The sequence below is a fragment of the Kribbella sp. NPDC051587 genome, assembly GCF_044453945.1.
Classification (GTDB): Bacteria; Actinomycetota; Actinomycetes; order Propionibacteriales; family Kribbellaceae; genus Kribbella.
On record NZ_JBITDE010000004.1, the window covers coordinates 544,896 to 566,712 of the forward strand.

Genomic DNA, 21,817 nt, shown 5'->3' on the forward strand with positions numbered 1-21,817 from the left:
CAGTTGCGCTTTCCTGGGGAGGGGTGGGGGCTGTGGCTACGGCTATGGGTGAGGCCTCGGCGGAGGTTTGGGCGGCCGAGTACGGGCGGACCAGTCGGGTCGAGTTCACGCGCCGTACTGCGCCGTACCAGCGGGAGATGTTCATCCTGCAGGGGCTGACGGCCGTGCTCCTGCTGTTGATCGCGTTCGTCGTACCGGACGACAGCGACGTGTGGGTCTTGCTGATCCTGGTGATGCTGGCCGCCTTCGGGCGCAGCGTCTGGGCGGCCGCGCAGCTCGTCGGCAACCGGCTGCTGCTCCTCGTCGACGCCAACGGCATCCGGTACGGCGACACTCGGCTGGAGTGGACCCGGATCGGCGCCATCGGCATCCCGCACCAGAAGACGCTCGAGATCATCCCCGTGACCGGAAAGCCGTTGACCATCAGGCATTGGGCCGTACGCGACCTGACCGCGCTCGCGGCCTGGCTCGAGGACGTCCTGAAACAACACCGCGGAGACTCACATGCAGACCATGGGTGACCGGACAGCAGCTGAATGGACCGGGGAGTTCGAGCGCACCGGCCGCGTCGAGTTCCCCTTGCGGCGCGGGGCTTTCGCCGTCCGCACCGTGCCGTTCCTGGTGCTGATACTCCCCACGATCATCTGGGCCGCGGCCGGCATGGCCAACGACGTTCCGCTGGCCTGGCTGTCGGGTGCGCTCGGCGTGTTCGGTTTCACGATCGGAGCCGCCGGAACGGCCTGGCAACTGATCACCCGCCGCCCGGTCCTGATCGTCGACGCCGACGGCATCCGCCTGGCCCGGCGATCGATCCCCTGGTCCGCGTTCGTGATGGCCGGCGATCCCTCGGGCCGTGCCTGGTTCCGCTACATCCCCCTCAAAGCAGTCCCCGGCCAGGCCCGCGACCTCCGCATCGGCCCGGCCACAGTCCAAGACCTCGACGCCTTCTCCCACTGGCTCAACACCTTGCGAGACAACCGTCGTACCAACCAGGACGCCGAGCATGGGTGAGCTGACGGCCGCTGACTGGACTGCGGAGCTGGAGCGGAACGGCCGCGTGGTCTTCCCACTGCGGCGTCGTCCGTATCTGCTCCGCGGAGCCGTCATCCTGCTCGTGTTCGGCTCGAGTCGAGTGCTGAGGCTGATCGAAATCGCGGACCAGAGCAGTTACAGCCGGTTTGCGACGGTGATCAGCTCGATCTTCCTGCTGATCCTCATCGGCCTCGGAACCTGGCAGCTGATCACCCGCCGACCGATCCTGATCGTCGACGCGGACGGCATCCGCTACGGACGAAAGTTCCTGGCCTGGGACGCCGTCGGCACCGCCGGGATCCCCAGGGGCCCGGCGTTCTTCCGCGTCCTGCCGGTGCTTCCCGCGAATGTCTGGGACAAGGAAATTCAGATCCATCGGGACAACGTCCGCGACCTGAGCGCCTTCTCCGACTGGCTCAACAGCCTTCGCCCCGCCCGTAAAGAGTCTGATGGCGATCACGCCTAGCCTGATGGGCGAGGTCGGCCCCGAGCAATGGGACGCCGAGTACCGCCGTACCGGCCGGGTGCTCTTCCGCCCGCGCCGCCGCGCCCTCCTCAGCCGACGCATCCTCCTCACGTGGGCGGTCGCGATCCTGCCGTCGATCGGAACCTTCGACGAGTGGGACACCCGCGGCACCTGGTTCTACATCCGGGTCGTCGGCATCCTGCTCCTACTCGGGTCGGCTCTCGCCGAAACCATCCGGCTCCTCCGAGGACAGCCCATACTCCTCGTCGACACCACCGGCATCCGCCTCGGCAAGGCCTACGTCCGATGGTCCTCCGTCGCCTCCATCGGCGCCCCGTACAGAACCTTCTGGGCCGAGACCCTCCCGATCAACCTCACCAACGAGGACTGGCCCGACCTCGACATCCCCCGCGACATCGTCGACGACCTCTCCGCCTTCGCCGGCTGGCTCACCCACCTCCACGCCGAACGCCACCCCTAAGCCGCCGAGTGCCCTTCGTCGAACCGGACGACCAGCCGAGCCTCGAACGCCTGCGCGATCCGCTCGAGAAGAACGAGGGTGGGGACCGTACCGCCGGCTTCGAACCGGGCAAGCGCGGACTGCGTCATCCCCGCCGCCTCGGCGAGCCTCGTCTGCGTCCAACCGCGGTCTTCCCGCATCTTCCGCACGGCCGCACCCAGCTCGAACGCCCGCCGCGCAGCGTCGTACGCCTCGCCGGCCCCCGGCTCCCCCATCCGCCGCCCGCGCACCTCATCCCAACCCGTCACGTCACTCCCCTGCGCAAGACAAACACCCCGCGATATAGCACGAATGCTATACCGCGGGCTCAGGTGAGGCCGAGGCGTTTGGTTAGGCGGGGGCCTCGTTTGATCTTGATCTCGCCGAGGATGGCGGTGCCGCGGATGTGGAAGGTTTTGGGGCGGGTGGGGGTGTTGGGGTCGGGGGCGGGGAGCAGGGTGGCGGCTTGTTCGGAGACGGAGCCGAGAATGGGGTTGGAGTCGAGGAGGACGACGGCGTTGGCGGGGACGCGGATCTTCACGTCGGCCAGGATGGACTTCACGTCGATGTAGATCTCGTCGTACGGGACCTGGGCCTCGGTGTAGTCGAGGGTGACATCGCCGAGGACGGCGTTCACTTCCTGCCGTTGCGGGGCGACCCAGGTGCCGAGGCGCTTGGTGTCGGAGAGGAAGACGTTGATGGTCGGGCCGGCCTGAACCATCGCGCCGGCGTGCTGCTGCTGTGGTGCGGCCGGTTGGGCAAGTCCGTTGGGGAGGTCGACGGTGAGAGGGATGAGCTCACCGTACGTCTTGGATGCGTACAGCGTCTCGAGCCGATCCTCGAGCTCGCTGTAGGACAGCCGGCCCTCGCCCGCGGCGTCGCGCAGGATGTCGGCGACCTGCTCGCGCTCGGCGTCGGAGACGCGGCGGCGCAACGCCGGATCCACCGGAGCCGGTACGGCGTCCTGCGGTCGATCGTTCTGGGGAACCTCATCCTGGGCCACGAGCAAAACCTTACGCTCGCCACAGTCCTCGGGGACTCCGAAACCTCCCCTACCGACCCCTGATCCGACCCCTGAGATTAGTGCCCCGCGGGCGGGGTGGCTCGAGCGATAGCGGTGTCCAGGTGCGTGCATCGTGGTGCTTGGTCAGTGGCCTCGATGCGGAGCATCGTGGGCGCTGGGCAAGTGGCGCGAGGTGCGTGCCTGGGCGCCGGTAGCGCCGAGGCACACCGCCCGCGGGGCACTAAGCTGGATCAGTCCAGTCCACTGTCCCTGGAGGTCTGCCGGTGTCCGCCGACTTCACGTACTCCGATCTGCTCCCGTTAGGTCCTGACGACACGGAGTACCGGCTGCTCACCACTGAAGGTGTCAGCACGTTCACCGCGGGCGACCGCACGTTCCTCCAGGTCGAGCCCGAGGTACTGCAGCAGCTCACCGCGGAGGCGATGCACGACATCTCGCACTACCTGCGGACCGCGCACCTCGCGCAGCTGCGCCGGATCATCGACGACCCCGAGGCCTCCGGGAACGACCGGTTCGTCGCGCTCGACCTGCTGAAGAACGCGAATATCTCGGCCGGCGGCGTGCTGCCGATGTGCCAGGACACCGGTACGGCGATCGTGATGGGCAAGAAGTCCGAGGGCGTACTGACCGGTGCGGTCGACGAGGAGTGGATCAGCCGCGGCGTGTACGACGCCTACACGAAGCTGAACCTGCGCTACTCGCAGATGGCCCCGCTGACCATGTGGGACGAGAAGAACACCGGCTCCAACCTCCCCGCGCAGATCGAGCTGTACTCGACGCCGGGCGAGGGCGATCCGGCGTACAAGTTCCTCTTCATGGCCAAGGGCGGCGGGTCGGCGAACAAGTCGTTCCTGTTCCAGGAGACCAAGGCCGTGCTCAACCCGGCCGGGATGATGAAGTTCCTGGACGAGAAGATCCGCTCCCTCGGTACGGCGGCCTGTCCGCCGTACCACCTGGCGATCGTCGTCGGTGGCACCTCGGCCGAGTTCGCGCTCAAGACCGCGAAGTACGCCTCGGCGCACTACCTGGACGCGTTGCCGACCACCGGTTCGCCGGTCGGGCACGGGTTCCGGGACGTGGAGCTGGAGGAGGAGGTCTTCAAGCTCACCCAGGACTTCGGGATCGGCGCGCAGTTCGGCGGCAAGTACTTCTGCCACGACGTCCGCGTGATCCGCCTCCCCCGGCACGGCGCGTCCTGCCCGGTCGCGATCGCGGTCTCCTGCTCGGCCGACCGCCAGGCGCGCGCGAAGATCACGCCGGAAGGGGTGTTCCTCGAACAGCTCGAACGCGACCCGGCCCGCTTCCTCCCGGAGACGACCGACGAGCACCTGGACGACGAGAGCGTCGTACGGATCGATCTGAACCGGCCGATGGCGGAGATCCGCGCCGAGCTCACGAAGCTCCCGGTGAAGACGCGACTGTCGCTCAGCGGACCGCTGGTCGTCGCTCGTGACATCGCGCACGCCAAGATCAAGGAGCGTCTGGACGCCGGCGAGCCGATGCCGCAGTACCTGCGCGACCACGCCGTCTACTACGCCGGCCCGGCCAAGACCCCCGAGGGCTACGCCTCCGGCTCCTTCGGCCCCACCACCGCGGGCCGGATGGACGCGTACGTCGACCAGTTCCAGGCTGCCGGCGGTTCCTTCGTCATGCTTGCCAAGGGCAACCGCTCGGCCCAGGTCACGAACGCCTGCAAGGCCCACGGTGGCTTCTATCTGGGCTCCATCGGCGGCCCCGCGGCGCGCCTCGCCCAGGACTGCATCAAGTCCGTCGACGTCCTCGAGTACGCCGAACTCGGCATGGAAGCGGTCTGGAAGATCGAGGTCGAGGACTTCCCCGCCTTCGTCGTCGTCGATGACAAAGGCAACGACTTCTTCACCGACACCCGTAAGCCCGTCCCGCTGACGACTCGGCCCCGGTAGCAACCCGGACCGCCCCCACTCACTAACTTCGTCGCCCACCCGGCTCGCACGCTCAGCGCGGCAGCCGGGTGGGCCTTTTCCGGGGGTTAGTGAGTGGCGGAGGTCCGCCTTAGCTGGCTAGCTCTTCGGCGATGATGGCGGGCTGGTGTCCGGTGGGGGCTGCGGGGAGCGGCCAGTCGGCGGGCGGCGTCCAGGACTGCCAGTTTTCGTTGAACGGGGCGGTCCAGGCGTGGATCTCGGCGATGGCGTCGTGGGCGGTGGCGATGATGGCGTCGGCCTCGGCCTGGGTGAACCGGCCGGCGGTGACGGCGCCTTCGAGCTCGTCCTCGTCCTTCCAGTGGATGCCGCGGTCGGGGGTGATCCACAGATCCAGGACCCGGTCCTCGGTGACGGTCCGGCGGCCCGCGAAGTCCCTGGTGTGCGGGACCTCGAGGTTGACGTACCAGCCGTTGAAGGCGCCTTCGGCCGACCAGAAGTACCAGATGGACCAGGGCTTACCAGTCGGCGCGACCTTGAGGATGCCGGTGCCGTGCCAGACGTCCAGCTTCAGCACCCGAGGCTCGGTGAACATGCCGACCGGACCGGCGGCACGGAGTTCCCGGCCGTCGGTGAGGACTGTCTTGAGGATCGGCGTCTGCGGTGCCAGCCACGCGACCAGGCCGTCCGCGTCATCGCGGACGACTGTCATCGGGCGCACGGTGGGCTGGTCAGTCAGCCGGTTGGAGTAGATCCACTCGATGATGGTTCCGGGGGTCCAGTAGGTCACGACGCCGCCGGGCGGGTCATGGACAGTACGTCGAGGGCCGCGTCCAACTGCTCTTCGGTCAGATCGCCCTTCTCCACATGGCCGTTCTCGATGACGACCTCGCGGATCGTCTTGCCCTGCTTGAGGGCGCTCTTCGCGACGGCGGCCGCGTTCTCGTAGCCGATGTAGCGGTTCAGCGGTGTCACGATCGACGGCGACGACTCGGCCAGCGCCCGCGCGTGGTCGACGTTCGCGGTGATGCCGTCGACGCAGCGCTCGGCCAGCAGCCGGGAGGCTTTGCTGAGCAGGGTGATCGACTCGAGCAGGTTGCGCGCGATCACCGGCAGCATCACGTTCAGCTCGAAGTTGCCGCCGGCACCGGCCACGGTGATCGTGGTGTCGTTGCCGATCACCTGGGCGGCGACCATCAGCGTGGCCTCGCAGATCACCGGGTTCACCTTGCCCGGCATGATGCTCGACCCCGGCTGCAGGTCCGGCAGCGCGATCTCGCCGAGCCCGGCGCGCGGCCCGGAACCCATCCAGCGCAGGTCGTTGCAGATCTTGGTCAGGCTGACCGCGATCGTCTTCAACTGCCCGGACAGCTCAACCAGCCCGTCCCGAGCGCCCTGCGCCTCGAAGTGATCCTCGGCCTCGGTCAACGACAGCCCGGTACGACGGTTCAGCTCCGTGATCACGAGACCGGCGAACCCAGGCGGAGTGTTGATCCCGGTCCCGACCGCGGTACCACCCAGCGGCAGCTCCGCCACCCGGGGCAGGGATGACCGCACCCGCTCCGCGCCCCGTCGTACCTGCTGGGCATAGCCGTTGAACTCCTGCCCGAGCGTCACCGGCGTGGCGTCCATCAGGTGCGTGCGTCCCGACTTCACCACCTCGGCGAACTCGGTGCCCTTACCCGCCAGCGATTCCGCCAGTACGTCGAGCGCCGGCAGCAGCTCGTGGACGACCCCGGCCGTCGCCGCGACGTGGATCGCCGACGGGAAGGTGTCGTTGCTCGACTGCGAGGCGTTGACGTGGTCGTTCGGGTGCACGTCCACCCCCGCCTGGGTCGCCAGCGTGGCCAGGACCTCGTTCACGTTCATGTTGGTCGACGTACCGGAGCCGGTCTGGAACACGTCGATCGGGAACTCCGCGTCGTACTCCCCCGCGGTCACCCGATCGGCGGCGGCCACGATCGCGGCGGCCCGCTCCGCGTCCAGGACGCCGAGCTCGGCGTTCACCACGGCGGCCGAGGCCTTGATCTGCGCGAGGGCGTGCACCAGCTCCGGGGCCAGCGGCCGGCCGGAGATCGGGAAGTTCTCCACCGCGCGCTGGGTCTGTGCCCGCCACAGCGCGTTCTTGGGGACCTTGACCTCGCCCATCGTGTCGTGCTCGATCCGGTATTCCACGTCATCACCCATACCAGCCAGCCTACGTCGCCCCTTGGTAGACGTAGTAGAGCTCCTCCCGCCCCTGCAGCTCCACCGGCACAGGCGTCACCTGGCATGCCCCGAAGACCGCTTCCACCGCACCGGCCAGCGCCGCCGACTCCGACGACGACCACACCGTCAGCACCCCGCCAGCCCGCAACCGCTCCCGGCACACAGTCAGGAAGTCAGCGGCATAGATCGCCGAATTCTCGTTATACACAAGGAAGTCCGGCCCGTTGTCCACGTCCAGCAAGATCGCGTCGTACGACGCCAACTCGGCCGCCGCGATCACCGCCCGCACGTCCCCCACCTCCACCGAAACCCGCGGATCGTCCAGCACCGACGGCACCAACCCGGCCCGCGTCCACTCCACCAAGTCCGGCTCGATCTCCGCCACCACCACCGCGCCGAGACGAACATCACGCAACAACGCCCGCACCGTGTACCCCAGCCCCAACCCACCCACGAGCACCCGCTCCGGCCGCCGTACCGCCGCCAACGCCGCCGACGCCAGCAGCTCCTCACTCGACGTCTCCACGTCATCCATCACAAACACCCCATTGACCCGCAACTCCAGCGCCCCATCCCCCCGCCGCCGCAACAACAACTCCCCCCGCTCACCAACCGCCCGCGCAATCTCCACCCCCACATCATCCCCAACGTCCGAAAGCCCGCAGTACGTGGTCGGCGTGTATTCGGACGCTAAAAGCGGCAGTTCGCCAGCGTCCGAACGCTCGCAGTGCGTGGTCGGCGAGTTTTCGGACGTTGGAGATATCCACAGGTGGAAAGTGGGCGCGGCGGAGGGGGTGCGTGCGCGGCATGTTGAAGGCATGAGTGGCATGACGAGGTGTGCGGGGATTGAACGGTGCGGGCGGTGCGCGGAATGCAGGAGGAGGTTACGGCGGAGGTGGTGGGAGCCTGAGGTGGGAGAGGTTGCCATCCGCCAGGGCGGCGTGGTGTCCCGGGCTCAGTTGGCGGCGCTGGGCATGCGCCGGTGGGAGGTTGTGGCCGAACTGCGGGGTCGGCGATGGGCGCGGTTCGGGCGGCAAACCATCTCGACCAACACCGGACCGTTGGGCGAATGCGCGCTCTGGTGGTCGGCCACGTTCGAGGTCGGCTCTGGCGCAGCTCTCGACGGCTCGACGGCCTTACGAGCGGCGGGATTGCGCGGGTTCGACGACGTACTCCACGTCTCGGTACCGAAGTCCGCGCAGCCACGTCGACCGTCAGGCGTGGTCGTCCACGAGACTCGCCGGCGGCGACCGGACGACCTCGTCGAGGGTGGTTTGCCACGCACTCGACCACCGGTGGCCGCCGTCCGGGCCGCACTGTGGGCGCGTTCGAATCGGCAGGCGGCGTTTGTGCTTGCGGCGACTGTCCAACAGCGCCTGGCCACCAGTGAGTCCATCGCCGAGGCCTTCTCGACCGTACGCCGACATCCCCGCCGCACGTTCATCGCGACGACGTTGCGTGATGTTTCGGCCGGTGCCCAGTCGGTCGGGGAGCTCGAGTTCGCCCAGCTCTGCCGAGAGTACGGTCTGCCGGAGCCAGATCGGCAGACGCGGCGACGTGGACCGGACGGCGTCTGGTACCTCGACAACGAGTGGACGCCGTACGACGCGGTGGTCGAGATCGAAGGTCTGCACCATCTGGAAGCCGCGCAAGCGCTGGCCGATGCAAGCCGCCAGAACGAGCTCACCATCGACCGCTCCCGCGTTCTCCGGATCCCCGTGATCGGCCTCCGGCTGTCCCCCGACGTCTACCTCTCACAGGTCGCACGCCTGCTCCGGTCCGCCGGATGGCGCGGCTGACCTCTAGCGTCCGAATACACGCCGACCACGTACTGCTCCTATTCGGACGCTGGTGAGCAACGGCTCCTTACGTCCGAATACACGCCGACCACGTACTGCGTCTCTTCGGACGTTAGGGGAGGGGGGTGGCGTCGTGGGCTAGGAGGGCTAGTTGGACTCGGTTGGTTAGGTGGAGTTTGGTGAGGGCGTTGGCTAGGTGGGTTTTTACGGTGGCTACGCCGAGGTGGAGGGCGGCGGCGATCTCGGGGTTGGTTTTGCCTTCGGCGACGGCCAGTACGACGTCGCGCTCGCGGTCGGTCAAGGCGGTGAGGGCCGCTAGGGCCGTCGTACGGCGGGTGGTGGGGTCGGTGTGGGCTGCTTGGGAGATGAGTTGGCGGGTGGATTGGGGGGAGAGGACGGATTCGCCGGCGGCGACCTTGAGGATCGCGGTGACGATCTCCAGCGGGGCGGCGTCCTTCAGGAGGTAGCCGGCGGCGCCGGCGCGGAGGGCGCTGAGGAGGTGGTCGTCGGAGCCGAAGGTGGTGAGCATGATGACTTCGGGGGCGGGTGCGTGGGCGCGGATGGCGGCGGTGGCGGCGACTCCGTCGAGGACGGGCATGCCGATGTCCATCAGTACGACGTCCGGGTGCAGGTCACGGACTGCGTCGACGGCCTCGCGTCCGTCGGCGGCCTGGCCGACGAGGTCCAGCGAGGGGGTTCCGCCCAGCATGCTGGCCAGGCCGGCGCGGACGAGCGGGTCGTCGTCCACCAGGAGCAGCCGGACGGGAGAGCTCACGCGGTCATCGTAGGGTCCACGGCAGCCAGGCCGCCAACCGGAACTCACCATCGACGGTCGGCCCGTACTCGAGACGCCCACCCGCCAGCGCCGCTCGCTCGGTCAGCCCGATCAGGCCGACCCGCGATCCCGGCCCACCACCCCCTGGCTCCAACCGGTTGACCAGCTCGACCGTCAGCCCATCCCCCGACCGACCGCTGACCGTGAGCCGGACGCGCTGGTGCGGTGCATGCTTGCAGGCGTTCGTGAGGCCCTCCTGAACGATCCGATAAGCATGCCGACCGATCACATCCGGTACGTCGGCCAACTCGGCCCGGATGGTCAGATTCAGCACCATCCCCGCCTCCTGCGACTCGGCGACGAGCTCATCCAGTTCGGCGATCCCGCGACGACGGCCTTCCGCAAGGTCCTCAGACCGCAGTACGCCGACGATCTCGCGCAGGTCCTCGACACAGTCGCGAGCGCTGGTCCGGATCACTCCGGCCGCCCGCGACAGCTCGTCGGTCGGCATGTCCGGACGGAACTCCAGCGCACCGGCGTGCACGCTCAGCAACGACAACCGGTGCCCGAGCGCGTCGTGCATCTCCCGCGCGATCCGCTCCCGCTCCTGCCGCTGCCCTTGCTCAACCCGCAACTGCTGCTCAGTCTCGGCCCGAACCGCCCGCTCGGTCAGCGACGCCATCAACTGCCGCCGAGTCCGTACGACGATGCCCCAGGCAACGATCGCGGCGCAGATCAGGGCCGTCCCGGTGACCGCGATCCAGTACGCGTTCGGAATGTCCACCAGCGGATACAGCCAGAACTGCAGCAGGCAGGACGCCATCGACACCGCTCCAAGCGTCAGACTGACCGCCGGCCGTCGATGGACCGCCACGCTGAACAACGCCATCCCCGCAGCGCCACCCATCGACGGAACCAGAGTCGAGCCGATGATCAGCCCCACCATCAGTCCGACCGGCCAACGGCGTCGCAGCAGCAGCGCCAACGCCGCGGCGATCGCAGCTCCCCAGCTGATCCACGCCGGCAACGGCCCGAAGCGCGGGACCGGATCCGAGTCCGCGATCGCAGGCAGGCTGAGCAGAAAGCCGATCAGCACACAGGCGATGTCCACGACCCGGTCGCGTGGGGTGAGCCGGTCGTACCCGGGGGCGGCCGGCGACCCCGGTTCGATGAGTGCCGCGAGGATCACCTGACCGACGGTATCCCGTTCTCCCGGCGGTCGCCGCGAAGTCGAGACTTCCGGTGGAGGGCGACGTCCACCGATCGGTACCCAACAGGCTCCCGCGGAGGGATCCGCCGTACCCAGGTCTCCCGGCAGAGTCGGCAGCATGATCCTTGCCGAAAGCACCTACCGCGGGACGACCGCGGCCGAGCTGGCCGGGCGGACCCGCTGGGATTCGTTCAAGGCCGCGATCGACCAGCGGGCGGTCTTCCCGCTCGCGGGCACGCTCCGCCTGCACCTGAACCGCCTCGAGATCACCAACTGGGAGAACGGCCGCGACATCACCGTGCACCCCAGTGAGCTCGTCGCGGTCGGGAACGACTTCACCGATCTGTACGGACGGTTCCTCGGCGGCGGCTCCAAGACACTCGGGGCGCCGCTGATCCTCGAACTGCGCACCGGTACGACGCTCTACCTGCTCACCAACCACCGCTGGTTCACCGAGCGCACCGACAACGCCCAGTGGGCCGGCCGCCTCACTCAGTGGCTCGCGGCATGATCAGCCGCAGAGGATTCGTCGCGGGGGCAGCCGCGGTCGCGACCGGCCTTCCGGAGCTGGCGCCAGCACACGAGCCGCAGCCGTCCGAGCGAGTCGACCGGCTCGTCGCCGCGCTGTCGCTCGAGGAGAAGATCGCGCAGCTCAACATCCCGGTGGTGATCCCGGGCGAACCAGGCACCTCAGCCGTGTCGACACCCGAGGACCAGGATCATTACGTCCTCGGCGGCCTCAAGCACCAGGACCTTGTCCTCGGTCCCGGCGGCGGCTTCTTCGGCCTGGTCAACGAGTCGCTGTTCGGCAGCATCGACGTCGACCACCCCAAGACCCCGAAGGAACAGGCCGAGCGCCACAACGCCCTGCAGAAGCTCGCGCTGGCCACCAAGCACCGCATTCCCCTCCTGCAGATCAGCGAAGGCACCCACGGATCGATCGGCCCCGGCTCGACGATCTTCCCGGAGGGCCTCGGCCTAGGCGCCACCTGGTCGCCGGAGCTCGTCAGCCGTGTGTACGGCGTCGTCGGCGCGGAAGCGCGTGCGGTCGGCATCCACGCGATCAGCACGATCACCGCAGAGCTCAACCGCGACCCGCGCTACGGCCGCGCCATCTGGTCGTTCAGCGAGGACCCCTACCTGGTCAGCCGGTACGTCGAGACCCTCGTCCCGGCTGCCCAAGCCGACCTGCGGACCGGCCCGGTCGTCTCACTCTGCACGTTCCCCGCCGAGTCCCCGAACGTCGGTGGCCTCGAAGGTTCGTCGATCGAACTCGGTGAGCGCGAACTCCGCAATATCCACCTCCCGCCGTGGAAGGCTGGTTTCGGCGCCGGTTCGCTGATGACCGAGGCGAGCGAACAGACCATCGACGGCATCCCGGTGCACGGATCACCGAAGTACCTGACCGAGATCCTCCGCCAGGAACTCGGCTTCCGCGGCGTGGTGATCGCCAACGGCTTCGAGGGCCTGGTGACCGACCGCGTCGCCGCCACCGCAACCAAGGCCGGCGCGCTCGCTCTCACCGCGGGGATCGACATCGGGCTCGCCTGGCACGACGCCTTCCTCACCGGCCTCGCCGACGCCGTACGCAACGGCATGATCTCCGAGGCACTGATCGACCGCGCCGTCCGCCGCGTCCTCACCCTCAAGGAACGCCTCGGCCTGTTCGAGAACCCGTACGCCGACCCAGCCCGCGCGCGGGCGATCGTCAACCAGCCGTCCCATCGCAAGGTCGCGCTCCAAGCGGCGCAGGAGTCGATGACCCTGCTCCGCAACGAAGGCGGCTTGCTCCCACTGAAGCCGAGAGCCCGGCTCGCCGTCATCGGCCCGAACGCGGCCGACGCGCGGAACCTGCTCGGCGAATACTCCGCGTGGCCGACCTTCCACGCCGTACCGACGATTCTTGAGCGGCTGAAGGCGACCGGTCACCCGATCACTTATGCCAAGGGCTGCGAGACGAACGGCACCGACCGGTCCGGGATCGCGGCCGCGGTCAAGGCGGCCAAGGCCGCCGACGTCGCGGTGGTTGTCCTCGGCGAGGAGCTCAAGGGCGGCTACTTCAACCCGGGCAGGACGAACGGCGAGCTGGCCGACATCGCGTCGCTCGACCTGACCGGCGTCCAGCAGGAGCTGCTCGAAGCCGTCCACCAGACCGGTACGCCGGTCGTCCTGGTACTCGTCAACGGCCGCCCACTGTCGACTACCTGGGCCGCCGAGCGCATCCCCGCGATCCTCGAAGCCTGGCTACCCGGCGAAGAAGGCGCACAGGCGGTGGCCGACGTACTGACCGGCGTCACTGACCCCGGCGGCCGGCTCCCGATCACCGTCCCACGCAGCGTCGGTCAACTGCCGATGTACTACAACATCAAGGATGCTCGAGCCAAGGCCGACCAGTACGTCGACCTGCCGTCCACCCCGCTGTATCCGTTCGGCCACGGCCTCAGCTACACGACGTTTGCCATCAGCAACGTTCGTCTCAGCACCAGCCGGATCACCCGCACCGGCCGCACCGAGGTGCGCGCCGAGATCCGCAACACCGGCAAGCGCACCGGGACCGCCGTCCTGCAGTTGTACGTGACCGACGACGAGGCGAGCGTCGCCGTACCGGAGATTCAGCTGCGGGGCTTCGCGAAAGTCGGTCTGTTGCCAGGAGCAAGCGTCTCGGTGACGATCCCGTTGCGGGCCGACGACCTGGCCCTGATCGACGCTAACCTCGAACGCGTCGTCGAGCCGGGCAGCTTCACGCTGCGCCTCGGCACCTCCGCCACCGCGCTGCCGCACACCCTTCGACTGACGGTGATCTGAGGATTCGATGATGCGAAAACTACTGAAGTTCGTGGCCGTGGTCGTCGTGCTGGTACTGGCGTTCGTGGTGTCGTCGAAGGTCTGGACCTGGCAGGACGACGGCAAAGCGGAACTGACGACGACAGGTCCCTACACGGCCGATCTGGAGTCGCTGAACCAGCATCCGTTGCCGAAGTGGTTCCAGGACGCGAAGTTCGGGGTGATGATCCACTGGGGGCTCTACTCGGTTCCCGGGTTCGCACCGAAGGGCAAGACGTTCCCGCAGTTGCTCGCGACCGAGTACGGGCATGCGATGACGCACAACCCGTACGCCGAGGACTACGCGAACTCGATGAAGGACCCGAACTCGCCGACCGGGGTCTATCACCGCGAGCACTACGGCGATGCGCCGTACAGCGACTTCACCAAGGAGTTCGACGCCGGACTGGCTCAGTGGGACCCGGATCGGTGGGCTGCACAGTTCAAGGCGGCCGGGGCGTCGTACATCGTGGTGACGGCGAAGTACGCCGACGGGTACTCGATGTGGCCGACGCAGGTGCGCAATCCGCATGCACCGGACTTCCACGCGCAGCGGGACCTCATGGGTGAACTGGCGACCGCCGTACGCAAGCAGGGGCTCAAGTTCGGCATGTACTACTCCGGTGGCGTCGACTGGACCTTCCAGACCAAGCGCATCAACACACTGGGCGATTACTCGTACCTGCACTACGGAGAGGACTACCGCCAGTACGCCGTCGCCCAGGTGCGCGAGCTGATCAACAGGTACAAGCCGGACATCCTCTGGAACGACATCTCCTGGCCGACCGGTTCCAAGCGCCTGTACGCCGTGATCGCGGACTACTACAACACCGTCCCTGAAGGCGTCGTCGACGACCGGCTGACCACGGGGTCGTTCGGCCAGCAGTTCATGAGTCCGAAGCCGATGCGTTGGGTGTTCGATCAGCTGATGCACGGGCTGCTCAAGCTCCCGGACGCGGCCGACCAGATCAGTACGCCGAAGGAGGTGCCGCACAGCGACTTCAGGACACCGGAGTACGCCGACTTCGACTCGATCCAGACCAAGTTCTGGCAGCAGGACCGCGGGATCGGCGGATCGTTCGGCTACAACCGCACCGAGGGCGAGGCCGACTACACCAAGTCGCCCGAGCTGATCGGCGAGCTGGCCAAGGCGAGCGCCAACAACGGTGCGTTCCTGCTGAACGTCGGACCGAGCGGCGGCGCGGGCGAAATCGTGCCGGCGCAGCTGAGCCGGCTGACCGACATCGGCGCCTGGCTCAAGACGAACCGGGAGGCGTACGACGGGACACGGCCGTGGACGCAGTCGACCGCCAGAACCGCGGCCGGTGACACCGTGACGTTCACCCGGCGCGGTGGTGACCTCTACGCCACCGTGCTGGGCCGGCCGAAGGGCGACATCGTCATCCAGGGGGTCACGCTCAAGGGCCCGGCCACGCGCCTCGGCGTACCGGCTGCTGTTTCAGTGACAGCAACCGGTGGCAACACCACACTCGATGCAGCCGCAGACGGGTCGTACGCGCCCGTCTACAAGCTGCAGGCGAGTTAGTACCAGCCCTTGGCCTGGGAGTGGCTCCAGGCCGAGCAGGGCGAGCCGTAGCGGACCTCGATGTAGTCGAGGCCCCACTTGATCTGGACGACCGGGTTGGTCCGCCAGTCCGCGCCGTAGGAGGCCATCCGGTTGCCCGGAAGGGCCTGGGCGATGCCGTACGCCGAGGAGGACGGGTTGTCGGCGCGGGGGTTCCAGCGCGACTCCTTGTTCCACAGCTTCTCCAGGCAGCTGAACTGGCCCTGGCTCCAGCCGTGGTCGGGCAGCAGGTTCATCGCGATCTGCTTGGGGGTGCCCTCGAACTTCTTCCGCTCGGCGTCCCGGCTGGCGCGCTCCTCGCGGGAGCTGCGGTCCGTCTTCTGCAGCGCCTGGTAGCGCTTGAGGGCGGCGTTCTTGGCCACCAGCTCGCGCTCGGCGGCGTCCTGGGAGGCCTTCATCTCCTGGGCCTGGGCCTCGACCTGGTTCCGGATCCGGATGGCCTCTTCGGCCTGTTCCTGCGCGGTCAGGATCTTCTGCGTCGGCTGCTTGACCGCTTGGGCCTTCTCGCTGTTCATCACGGCGAGCTCGGCCCGGCCGGACGCCGAACTGCTGCCGGCGCTGAAGAGGTCGACACCCGCTACCACGGTGACCACGGCGATCCCTGCCACTGAGAGAGCCGCGACGGAGCGCTTCGCTTTCATCTTTCCTTCCGAGAAACCCGACCCCCGTCGGCTGCAACAGAACCATACTTTGGCCTAAACCGAGCGTGATCACAAGCAGGTCACGAGCGACGCCGCGGCCGCCGCAGGGGCGACCGCGCCGTGGCGGACGAAGTCTTACGCGTGCTTTACAGATGATGATGAGCGAAGCTCACCATGACTCCTTACATGTCAATCAGATCTGCAGGTCGTCGAGCATCTCGGTGACCAGCGCGGCGATCGGCGAGCGCTCCGAGCGGGTGAGCGTGACGTGTGCGAACAGCGGGTGGCCCTTGAGCTGCTCGACCACCGCCACCACGCCGTCGTGCCGGCCGACCCGCAGGTTGTCCCGCTGGGCCACGTCATGGGTCAGCACGACCCGCGAGTTCGCGCCGACCCGGGACAGCACGGTGAGGAGCACGTTGCGCTCCAGCGACTGTGCCTCGTCGACGATCACGAACGCGTCGTGCAGCGACCGGCCGCGGATGTGGGTCAGCGGCAGCACCTCGAGCATGCCGCGGTCCATCACCTCGTCGATCACGTCACCACCGGCCAGCGCGCCGAGCGTGTCGAAGACCGCCTGCGCCCAGGGCTGCATCTTCTCCGACTCGCTGCCCGGCAGGTAGCCGAGCTCCTGGCCGCCGACCGCGAAGAGCGGCCGGAAGACGACCACCTTCTTGTGCTGGCGGCGCTCCATCACCGCCTCCAGACCGGCGCACAGCGCGAGGGCCGACTTACCCGTACCGGCCCGGCCGCCGAGCGAGACGATCCCGACGTCCGGGTCGAGCAGGAGGTCGAGCGCGACCCGCTGCTCGGCCGACCGGCCGCGGATCCCGAAGGCCTCGCGGTCGCCGCGGACCAGCCGGACCCGCTTGTCCGGCATCACCCGGCCGAGCGCACTGCCCCGGTCGGACAGCAGCACCAGCCCGGTGTGGGTCGGGAAGTCACCCGCCTGCTGGAGCTCCAGCACGCCTTCCTCGTACAGGTCGTCGACCACCGCGGTCTCGACCTCGAGCTCGGCCATCCCGGTCCAGCCGGACTCGAAGGTGATCTCCGCGCGGTACTCCTCGGCCACCAGGCCGCAGGCCGACGCCTTGACGCGCATCGGCAGGTCCTTGGAGACCAGCGTGACGTCGCGGCCCTCGGCCTTGAAGTTGCACGCGACCGCGAGGATGCGGCTGTCGTTGTCGCCGAGCCGGAAACCGGCCGGCAGGCTTTCGGGGTCGGTGTGGTTCAGCTCGACCCGTAAGGTTCCACCGTTCTCCCCCACTGGCAGGGGTGCGTCCAGACGTCCGTGCTTGATCCTGAGCTCGTCGAGCAGGCGTAGTGCGGTGCGGGCGAAGTATCCGAGCTCGGGGTGATGCCGTTTGGCCTCCAATTCGGTGACGACGACCACCGGGACGACCACCTCGTGCTCGTCGAACCGCAGCATCGCGTGCGGGTCCGACAGAAGCACCGAGGTGTCCAGCACAAAAGTGCGCTGTTCCGGTGTGGATGAGGTACTTGACGCCTTGGCGTGGGTGGCAGCCATGTCGCACGTCCTCTCGGGCCGCGACGTGCACCACGCCCGGCCCACCAGTGTTAGGTGTTGGACCGGGAGTCGGGGATCAGCCGGGTCGAGACAGAGCGTCTCGGGTACTCCGTTCTACCCCTGCACGGGGCATCCGGCTGGCGAACGATTCTCAAGCTGATCGCACCTCCCGTAACAGCCGGCTTCCCCTCCGACTGTCTCTGTCAGAGTAGGAGGGTCCTGCAAACCCCGCAGCCCGACACGCCCGTCCCCGGGGTTAACAGGGTGTTACACCTTCCCCCCGACCGGGGGAGCCGGTTCACCCCGCCGGGTGATCCGCTGCGACGGTGTCGCGGCCGACCCTCGGGACATGCGGAAAAACTGGCCGGTCCTGGTGGGCTGCGCGACAGCCTTGTGGTCGTTTCTGTACGGCGTGGCAGGCATCTACTGGTCGTCAGGAGGTGCTGACTACCCGTTCGCGAAGGTCGTGGACGACCGATCGACCGCCTCAGTCCTCGAGGGCGCTCCAGTGGCCGTTGTAGGCCCGGTGATGGCCGTCGTGGGGCTCGGAGGCGCCGTACTGGCGGTGGTGATGCTCCGACGCCGGCCGCGCGGGTGGGTGCTGCAGGCAATCGCCGCCGTACTCGCGGTCGGACTCGCTCTCGTCATCCCTGACTACACACTCGTCGCACTGCTCGCGCTGTCCCCCGCGCTGATCGTCTTCGCGTTCACCGGTATTCCGGGTGCGCAGGGCGGCATCGGCGACGTCCTGTACTGGCATCGGATCAACCTGCTGATCCTGTTCATCGGCGGCGTGCTGTGGGCGGGAACTGCGATCGCGTACCACCTCCGTAGCCGCCAGGCGTGCGTCTCCTGCGGCCGCAGCGACCGTACGGCGCCCGCGTGGACCACACCCGAGGCAGCGCTGCGCTGGGGGCGTGTGGCGGTCGGTGTGGCCGTGGTCGCGAACCTCCCGTACGAGGCGACCCGGATCGCCTGGTTCTTCGGCTGGCCGCTCGGCATCAGCGAGGACTTCCACCGGATGATGGCCGACACGCCAGGCATGCTCGAGATGGGCCTTGGCCTGGCAGTGATGGGGATCGGCGGAGGCGTCCTCACGCACGGTCTGGTCCACCGCTGGGGTGAGGTCTACCCCCGCTGGATCTGGTTCAAGGCCGGCCGGCGGGTCCCACCGTTGCTGGCGATCATCCCCGCCTCGGTCGTGGCCGTCGTACTGATCCCGGCCGGCCTGATGAATACCCAGTTGCCGCTGGACGGCGACAACTGGGCTGTGAACGCTCCCGGCATGCTTTGGGTGGTCTGGGGTGCCGCGCTCGGCGTAGCGACGTACGCCTACTACCTCAGGCGTCGTACGGCGTGCCGACGGTGTGGACGCGGGGTCACGTCCCGAAGCGGCGTTCCCGCTGGGCATAGCTACGGACCGCACGCAGGAAGTCGACGTGCCGGAAGTCCGGCCAGAGCGCTTCGCAGAAGTAGAACTCGCTCAGCGCGCTCTGCCAGAGCAGGAAGCCACCGAGGCGCTGCTCCCCCGACGTCCGGATGACCAGGTCCGGGTCCGGCTGGCCCTTCGTGTAGAGGTGCCGGGCGATGTGCTCGACGTCGACACGCTCGGCCAGCTCCTCGATCGAAATGCCCTGGGCGGCCTCCTCGAGCAACAGCGAGCGGACGGCATCGGCGAGTTCGCGGCGGCCGCCGTACCCGACCGCGACGTTGACGAGCATGCCGTCGACGTCCTGGGTGGCGGTCTCGGCCCGCTTGAGCGTCTCGGCAGTCGCACTCGGCAACAGGTCCAGCGCACCGACCGGGTGGATCCGCCAGCGGCCGATCGCCGTCAGCTCGTCGACCGCCTGCTCGATGATCCGCAGCAACGGCTCCAGCTCGTCGGCCGGCCGGGTCAGGTTGTCGGTCGACAGCATCCAGACCGTGACGACCTTGACGCCGACGTCCTCACACCAGTGCAGGAACTCGGTGATCTTGTTCGCCCCGGCCTCATGGCCGTGCGACACGGGGTTGCCGGCCGAGCGGGCCCACCGCCGGTTGCCGTCGATGATGACGCCGATATGCCGCGGGATCCGCTCCGGCGGCAGCGAACGCTGCACACGGCGTTCATAGATCATCATCAGCGCGTCGCGCAGTTTTTGCTTGCCGGGTGTCTGCATGAGCAGGTCTTCGCCTCCAACTTCCTCACACCGAGGCTAGCCCAGAACCCACCTGGAAAGAGAGGCCCAACTTTTCACTTGCCCGCGGCATCGTAGACACGGGAGAAGGTGCGCGCGGGTGGTGACTTCGCCTACATTTCATCCTTCGGGAGGATTGAACCTACGGTTCCGTAGGTTACGGTTGCGTAGGTAAGACCGCACCCAGACCGCCCAGCACCACGAGAGGACGGCGATGACCCCTTCCCAAGCACAGCCCCAGGAAGTCGGTCACGGCCTGTCCGGCCGGCTCGGCCCTCTCAAACCGAAGCTGCGCGGCTGGCTGCACGCCGGCACCTTCCCGTTGGCCACGGCCGGCGGCATCGTGCTGATCTGTCTGGCACCGCATGCGAACGCGCGCTGGGCCGCCGCCGTCTACACGGTCGGCGCGATGCTGCTGTTCGGCATCTCCGCGCTCTACCACCGCTTCTACTGGGGTGCGACCGGCGAGGCGATCCTGCGCCGGCTGGACCACAGCAACATCTTCCTGCTGATCGCCGGCACCTACACACCGCTCGGCATGCTGCTGCTGAGCGGCAAGGACCGCATCCTGATGCTCGGTCTGGTCTGGGGCGGCGCCACGCTGGGCATCCTGTTCCGGGTCTTCTGGGTCAGCGCGCCGCGCTGGCTCTACACCCCGATCTATCTGGCCATGGGTTGGGTCGCGGTGTTCTGGATGGGCGACATCTACCACCAGGGCGGTGCGGCGGTCGTCACGCTGATCGCGGTCGGCGGCCTGCTCTACTCGGTCGGCGCGGTCATCTACGGCACCAAGCGCCCGAACCCGTCCCCGCGCTGGTTCGGCTTCCACGAGATCTTCCACGCGTTGACCGTGGCCGCCTTCATCTGCCACTACATCGCCGTCAGCATCGTCACGTACCAGTCCTGACGGTGCGTGCCCCAGGGCGCGTCTGAAGGCTGGCTGAAGGGTCGCGCGCGACTCTGAGCTATGAGCATTCTGGACGCACTGACCGCCGACGAGCTGACCGAGCTGGGCCGGACCGTCGCCGGAGTACCCACCGCACGCATCGACGACCTGCGGGTCGAGGTCGTCGACTACCCGATCGGCACTCCGAGCACCGAGGGCCTGTACCGCGTCTTCGGTACGGCGGACGGTGTCACCTGGTCGTGTTTCGTGAAGAAGCTGCAGTCGGCCCGGCACTGGGCCCACATGGCGATGGTGCCGGAGGCGTTCCGGGAGGAGTTCATCCAGAACCTCCCCTGGGAGCTGGAGATCGCCGTCCACCGCAGTGGCGTCGCGGACCTGCTCCCGGACGGTATGCGCCTTCCGAAGCTCTACCGCGTCGACATGTACGACGACCACCGCGGCACCCTGTGGATGGAGAACGTCATCCCGGAGCCGGGACCGTGGCCGATCACGCGGTTCGAGCGAGCGGCGTACCTGCTCGGCCGGCTCTCGGCCCGTCGCCAAGAGCATCTGGTCGATCCGCTCCTCCCCCGCGGCAATGTGAGTACGCCAGGCATCGCGCTGCGGTACTACACCGGCGGGCGCGTGATGATGAACGCCGTACCGGCCATTGCCGACCCGGAGACGTGGAAACACCCCATGCTCGCGGCCGCGGTCAGCAACCTGGGTGATCACACCCTGCGGGAGGATCTCCTGGCGCTGAGCGCGCGACTGCCCGCCGTACTGGATGCACTCGATGCACTGCCGCAGTGCTATCAGCACGGGGATGCGAGTCCGCAGAACCTGCTGGTACCGCAGGGCTCGCCGGATGAGTTCGTGGTGATCGACTGGGGTTTCGACTGCCCACAGGCGGTCGGCTTCGACCTGGGACAGCTGCTGATCGGTCTGGCGCACGCAGGTGAGCTCTCACCAGAGGCGGTGCCAGCTGTGCACAAGGTGATCCTCAAAGCGTTTCTGGCGGGCACCGCCGAGGAAGGCCTGCAGGTGAGCGAAGAGCAGGTGCTGTACGGCTACCTGGGCTCACTGTGCGCGCGGGCGACGTTCACCGCGCTGCCCCTCGAGGAGATCACCAAGCCAACCGATCCGGTCACCCAAGAGCTCTTCGAACAGCGCGTACGCCTCACCCGAGTGCTAGTAGACCTGGTCTCACCAGTCGTCTAGAGGTGGTCGACCCCAAGTGGCACGGGTGGGCTCAACAACCTTAGA

The 21,817-nt window shown here is 68.0% G+C and carries 21 protein-coding genes; 11 read left to right on the forward strand and 10 right to left on the reverse strand.

Translation table 11 applies throughout. The annotated features are described in order from the left end of the window. The first annotated feature begins 32 nt into the window (after window positions 1-32). Genes ACIA49_RS18305 through ACIA49_RS18320 form a run of 4 tightly spaced genes read left to right on the forward strand, consistent with a single transcriptional unit; the run spans window position 33 to window position 1,979 of the window. Window positions 33-521 (forward strand): hypothetical protein, encoded by a 489-nt coding sequence (locus ACIA49_RS18305; RefSeq protein WP_396378358.1) that lies wholly within the window; start codon window positions 33-35, stop codon window positions 519-521. Beyond that, window positions 505-1,011: a hypothetical protein gene (locus tag ACIA49_RS18310; protein WP_396378359.1), complete on the forward strand. Its 507-nt coding sequence runs from the start codon at window positions 505-507 to the stop codon at window positions 1,009-1,011. The genes ACIA49_RS18305 and ACIA49_RS18310 overlap by 17 nt, the downstream gene beginning before the upstream one ends. Beyond that, on the forward strand, window positions 1,004-1,498 hold the full coding sequence (locus ACIA49_RS18315; RefSeq protein WP_396378360.1) for a hypothetical protein: 495 nt from the start codon (window positions 1,004-1,006) through the stop codon (window positions 1,496-1,498). Before ACIA49_RS18310 ends, ACIA49_RS18315 begins: the two co-directional genes overlap by 8 nt. After that, the gene (locus ACIA49_RS18320; RefSeq protein WP_396378362.1) at window positions 1,482-1,979 is read left to right on the forward strand and encodes a hypothetical protein; all 498 of its coding nucleotides are present in this window, start codon (window positions 1,482-1,484) and stop codon (window positions 1,977-1,979) included. Before ACIA49_RS18315 ends, ACIA49_RS18320 begins: the two co-directional genes overlap by 17 nt. Here ACIA49_RS18320 and ACIA49_RS18325 read toward each other — a convergent pair. Beyond that, window positions 1,976-2,266 (reverse strand): helix-turn-helix domain-containing protein, encoded by a 291-nt coding sequence (locus ACIA49_RS18325; protein WP_391546205.1) that lies wholly within the window; start codon window positions 2,264-2,266, stop codon window positions 1,976-1,978. The two genes, ACIA49_RS18320 and ACIA49_RS18325, sit on opposite strands and share 4 nt — an antisense overlap. Window positions 2,267-2,325: 59 nt before the next feature. Next, a complete protein-coding gene (locus ACIA49_RS18330; protein WP_396378363.1) occupies window positions 2,326-3,000 on the reverse strand; it encodes a DUF1707 domain-containing protein in 675 nt (224 codons plus the stop codon). Window positions 3,001-3,284: 284 nt separating this feature from the next. Between ACIA49_RS18330 and ACIA49_RS18335 the strand changes: the two genes are divergently transcribed. After that, entirely contained in the window at window positions 3,285-4,943 is a 1,659-nt protein-coding gene (locus ACIA49_RS18335) for a fumarate hydratase (protein ID WP_396378364.1), read from the forward strand. Between the two features lie 109 nt (window positions 4,944-5,052). Here the strand turns inward: ACIA49_RS18335 and ACIA49_RS18340 are convergent, their stop codons facing one another. Genes ACIA49_RS18340 through ACIA49_RS18350 form a run of 3 tightly spaced genes read right to left on the reverse strand, consistent with a single transcriptional unit; the run spans window position 5,053 to window position 7,662 of the window. Further along, window positions 5,053-5,709, reverse strand: a complete 657-nt coding sequence (locus tag ACIA49_RS18340) for a DUF402 domain-containing protein (RefSeq protein WP_396378365.1) — start codon at window positions 5,707-5,709, stop codon at window positions 5,053-5,055. Beyond that, entirely contained in the window at window positions 5,706-7,106 is a 1,401-nt protein-coding gene (locus ACIA49_RS18345; protein WP_396378366.1) for a class II fumarate hydratase, read from the reverse strand. Before ACIA49_RS18345 ends, ACIA49_RS18340 begins: the two co-directional genes overlap by 4 nt. A 10-nt stretch (window positions 7,107-7,116) precedes the next feature. Beyond that, window positions 7,117-7,662: a spermidine synthase gene (locus ACIA49_RS18350; RefSeq protein ID WP_396378368.1), complete on the reverse strand. Its 546-nt coding sequence runs from the start codon at window positions 7,660-7,662 to the stop codon at window positions 7,117-7,119. A gap of 376 nt (window positions 7,663-8,038) precedes the next feature. Here ACIA49_RS18350 and ACIA49_RS18355 point away from each other — a divergent pair, with 376 nt between their 5' ends. Further along, entirely contained in the window at window positions 8,039-8,926 is an 888-nt protein-coding gene (locus tag ACIA49_RS18355; protein WP_396378370.1) for a hypothetical protein, read from the forward strand. 112 nt (window positions 8,927-9,038) lie between these two features. On the opposite strand, the gene ACIA49_RS18360 is transcribed toward ACIA49_RS18355, so the two are convergent. Both ACIA49_RS18360 and ACIA49_RS18365 read right to left on the reverse strand, forming a co-directional pair. After that, on the reverse strand, window positions 9,039-9,701 hold the full coding sequence (locus ACIA49_RS18360) for a response regulator (RefSeq protein ID WP_396378371.1): 663 nt from the start codon (window positions 9,699-9,701) through the stop codon (window positions 9,039-9,041). A 4-nt stretch (window positions 9,702-9,705) separates the two neighbouring features. Continuing rightward, entirely contained in the window at window positions 9,706-10,890 is a 1,185-nt protein-coding gene (locus ACIA49_RS18365; protein WP_396378373.1) for a sensor histidine kinase, read from the reverse strand. Between the two features lie 139 nt (window positions 10,891-11,029). Between ACIA49_RS18365 and ACIA49_RS18370 the strand changes: the two genes are divergently transcribed. Genes ACIA49_RS18370 through ACIA49_RS18380 form a run of 3 tightly spaced genes read left to right on the forward strand, consistent with a single transcriptional unit; the run spans window position 11,030 to window position 15,280 of the window. Continuing rightward, a complete protein-coding gene (locus ACIA49_RS18370) occupies window positions 11,030-11,422 on the forward strand; it encodes a hypothetical protein (RefSeq protein WP_396378374.1) in 393 nt (130 codons plus the stop codon). Further along, on the forward strand, window positions 11,419-13,716 hold the full coding sequence (locus ACIA49_RS18375) for a glycoside hydrolase family 3 C-terminal domain-containing protein (protein ID WP_396378375.1): 2,298 nt from the start codon (window positions 11,419-11,421) through the stop codon (window positions 13,714-13,716). Before ACIA49_RS18370 ends, ACIA49_RS18375 begins: the two co-directional genes overlap by 4 nt. Window positions 13,717-13,726: 10 nt before the next feature. After that, on the forward strand, window positions 13,727-15,280 hold the full coding sequence (locus ACIA49_RS18380; RefSeq protein WP_396378376.1) for an alpha-L-fucosidase: 1,554 nt from the start codon (window positions 13,727-13,729) through the stop codon (window positions 15,278-15,280). Here the strand turns inward: ACIA49_RS18380 and ACIA49_RS18385 are convergent. The 3 genes from ACIA49_RS18385 to ACIA49_RS18395 all read right to left on the reverse strand — a co-directional run bounded on the left by ACIA49_RS18385 (window position 15,277) and on the right by ACIA49_RS18395 (window position 19,647). After that, window positions 15,277-15,960 carry a hypothetical protein gene (locus ACIA49_RS18385; RefSeq protein WP_396378377.1) on the reverse strand — a complete coding sequence of 228 codons (684 nt, stop codon included), beginning with the start codon at window positions 15,958-15,960 and terminating at the stop codon, window positions 15,277-15,279. The two genes, ACIA49_RS18380 and ACIA49_RS18385, sit on opposite strands and share 4 nt — an antisense overlap. Before the next feature lie 193 nt (window positions 15,961-16,153). After that, the gene (locus ACIA49_RS18390; protein ID WP_396378378.1) at window positions 16,154-17,488 is read right to left on the reverse strand and encodes a PhoH family protein; all 1,335 of its coding nucleotides are present in this window, start codon (window positions 17,486-17,488) and stop codon (window positions 16,154-16,156) included. A gap of 1,379 nt (window positions 17,489-18,867) precedes the next feature. After that, window positions 18,868-19,647 (reverse strand): isoprenyl transferase, encoded by a 780-nt coding sequence (locus tag ACIA49_RS18395; RefSeq protein ID WP_396378379.1) that lies wholly within the window; start codon window positions 19,645-19,647, stop codon window positions 18,868-18,870. Window positions 19,648-19,879: 232 nt separating this feature from the next. On the opposite strand from ACIA49_RS18395, the gene ACIA49_RS18400 reads away from it, so the two are divergent. Then, the gene (locus ACIA49_RS18400) at window positions 19,880-20,572 is read left to right on the forward strand and encodes a hemolysin III family protein (RefSeq protein ID WP_396378380.1); all 693 of its coding nucleotides are present in this window, start codon (window positions 19,880-19,882) and stop codon (window positions 20,570-20,572) included. A gap of 60 nt (window positions 20,573-20,632) precedes the next feature. Continuing rightward, window positions 20,633-21,772 (forward strand): phosphotransferase, encoded by a 1,140-nt coding sequence (locus ACIA49_RS18405; protein WP_396378381.1) that lies wholly within the window; start codon window positions 20,633-20,635, stop codon window positions 21,770-21,772. The last annotated feature ends 45 nt before the right edge of the window (window positions 21,773-21,817 follow it).

Excerpts from the sequence above, each read along its gene's own strand:
- ACIA49_RS18405 (WP_396378381.1), top strand. The coding sequence starts at position 20,633 with ATGAGCATTCTGGACGCACTGACCGCCGACGAGCTGACCGAGCTGGGC.
- ACIA49_RS18350 (WP_396378368.1), bottom strand. The coding sequence starts at position 7,662 with ATGGATGACGTGGAGACGTCGAGTGAGGAGCTGCTGGCGTCGGCGGCG.
- ACIA49_RS18310 (WP_396378359.1), top strand. The coding sequence starts at position 505 with ATGCAGACCATGGGTGACCGGACAGCAGCTGAATGGACCGGGGAGTTC.
- ACIA49_RS18400 (WP_396378380.1), top strand. The coding sequence starts at position 19,880 with ATGACCCCTTCCCAAGCACAGCCCCAGGAAGTCGGTCACGGCCTGTCC.
- ACIA49_RS18370 (WP_396378374.1), top strand. The coding sequence starts at position 11,030 with ATGATCCTTGCCGAAAGCACCTACCGCGGGACGACCGCGGCCGAGCTG.
- ACIA49_RS18390 (WP_396378378.1), bottom strand. The coding sequence starts at position 17,488 with ATGGCTGCCACCCACGCCAAGGCGTCAAGTACCTCATCCACACCGGAA.
- ACIA49_RS18375 (WP_396378375.1), top strand. The coding sequence starts at position 11,419 with ATGATCAGCCGCAGAGGATTCGTCGCGGGGGCAGCCGCGGTCGCGACC.
- ACIA49_RS18395 (WP_396378379.1), bottom strand. The coding sequence starts at position 19,647 with ATGCAGACACCCGGCAAGCAAAAACTGCGCGACGCGCTGATGATGATC.
- ACIA49_RS18315 (WP_396378360.1), top strand. The coding sequence starts at position 1,004 with ATGGGTGAGCTGACGGCCGCTGACTGGACTGCGGAGCTGGAGCGGAAC.
- ACIA49_RS18380 (WP_396378376.1), top strand. The coding sequence starts at position 13,727 with ATGCGAAAACTACTGAAGTTCGTGGCCGTGGTCGTCGTGCTGGTACTG.
- ACIA49_RS18320 (WP_396378362.1), top strand. The coding sequence starts at position 1,482 with ATGGCGATCACGCCTAGCCTGATGGGCGAGGTCGGCCCCGAGCAATGG.
- ACIA49_RS18345 (WP_396378366.1), bottom strand. The coding sequence starts at position 7,106 with ATGGGTGATGACGTGGAATACCGGATCGAGCACGACACGATGGGCGAG.
- ACIA49_RS18385 (WP_396378377.1), bottom strand. The coding sequence starts at position 15,960 with ATGAAAGCGAAGCGCTCCGTCGCGGCTCTCTCAGTGGCAGGGATCGCC.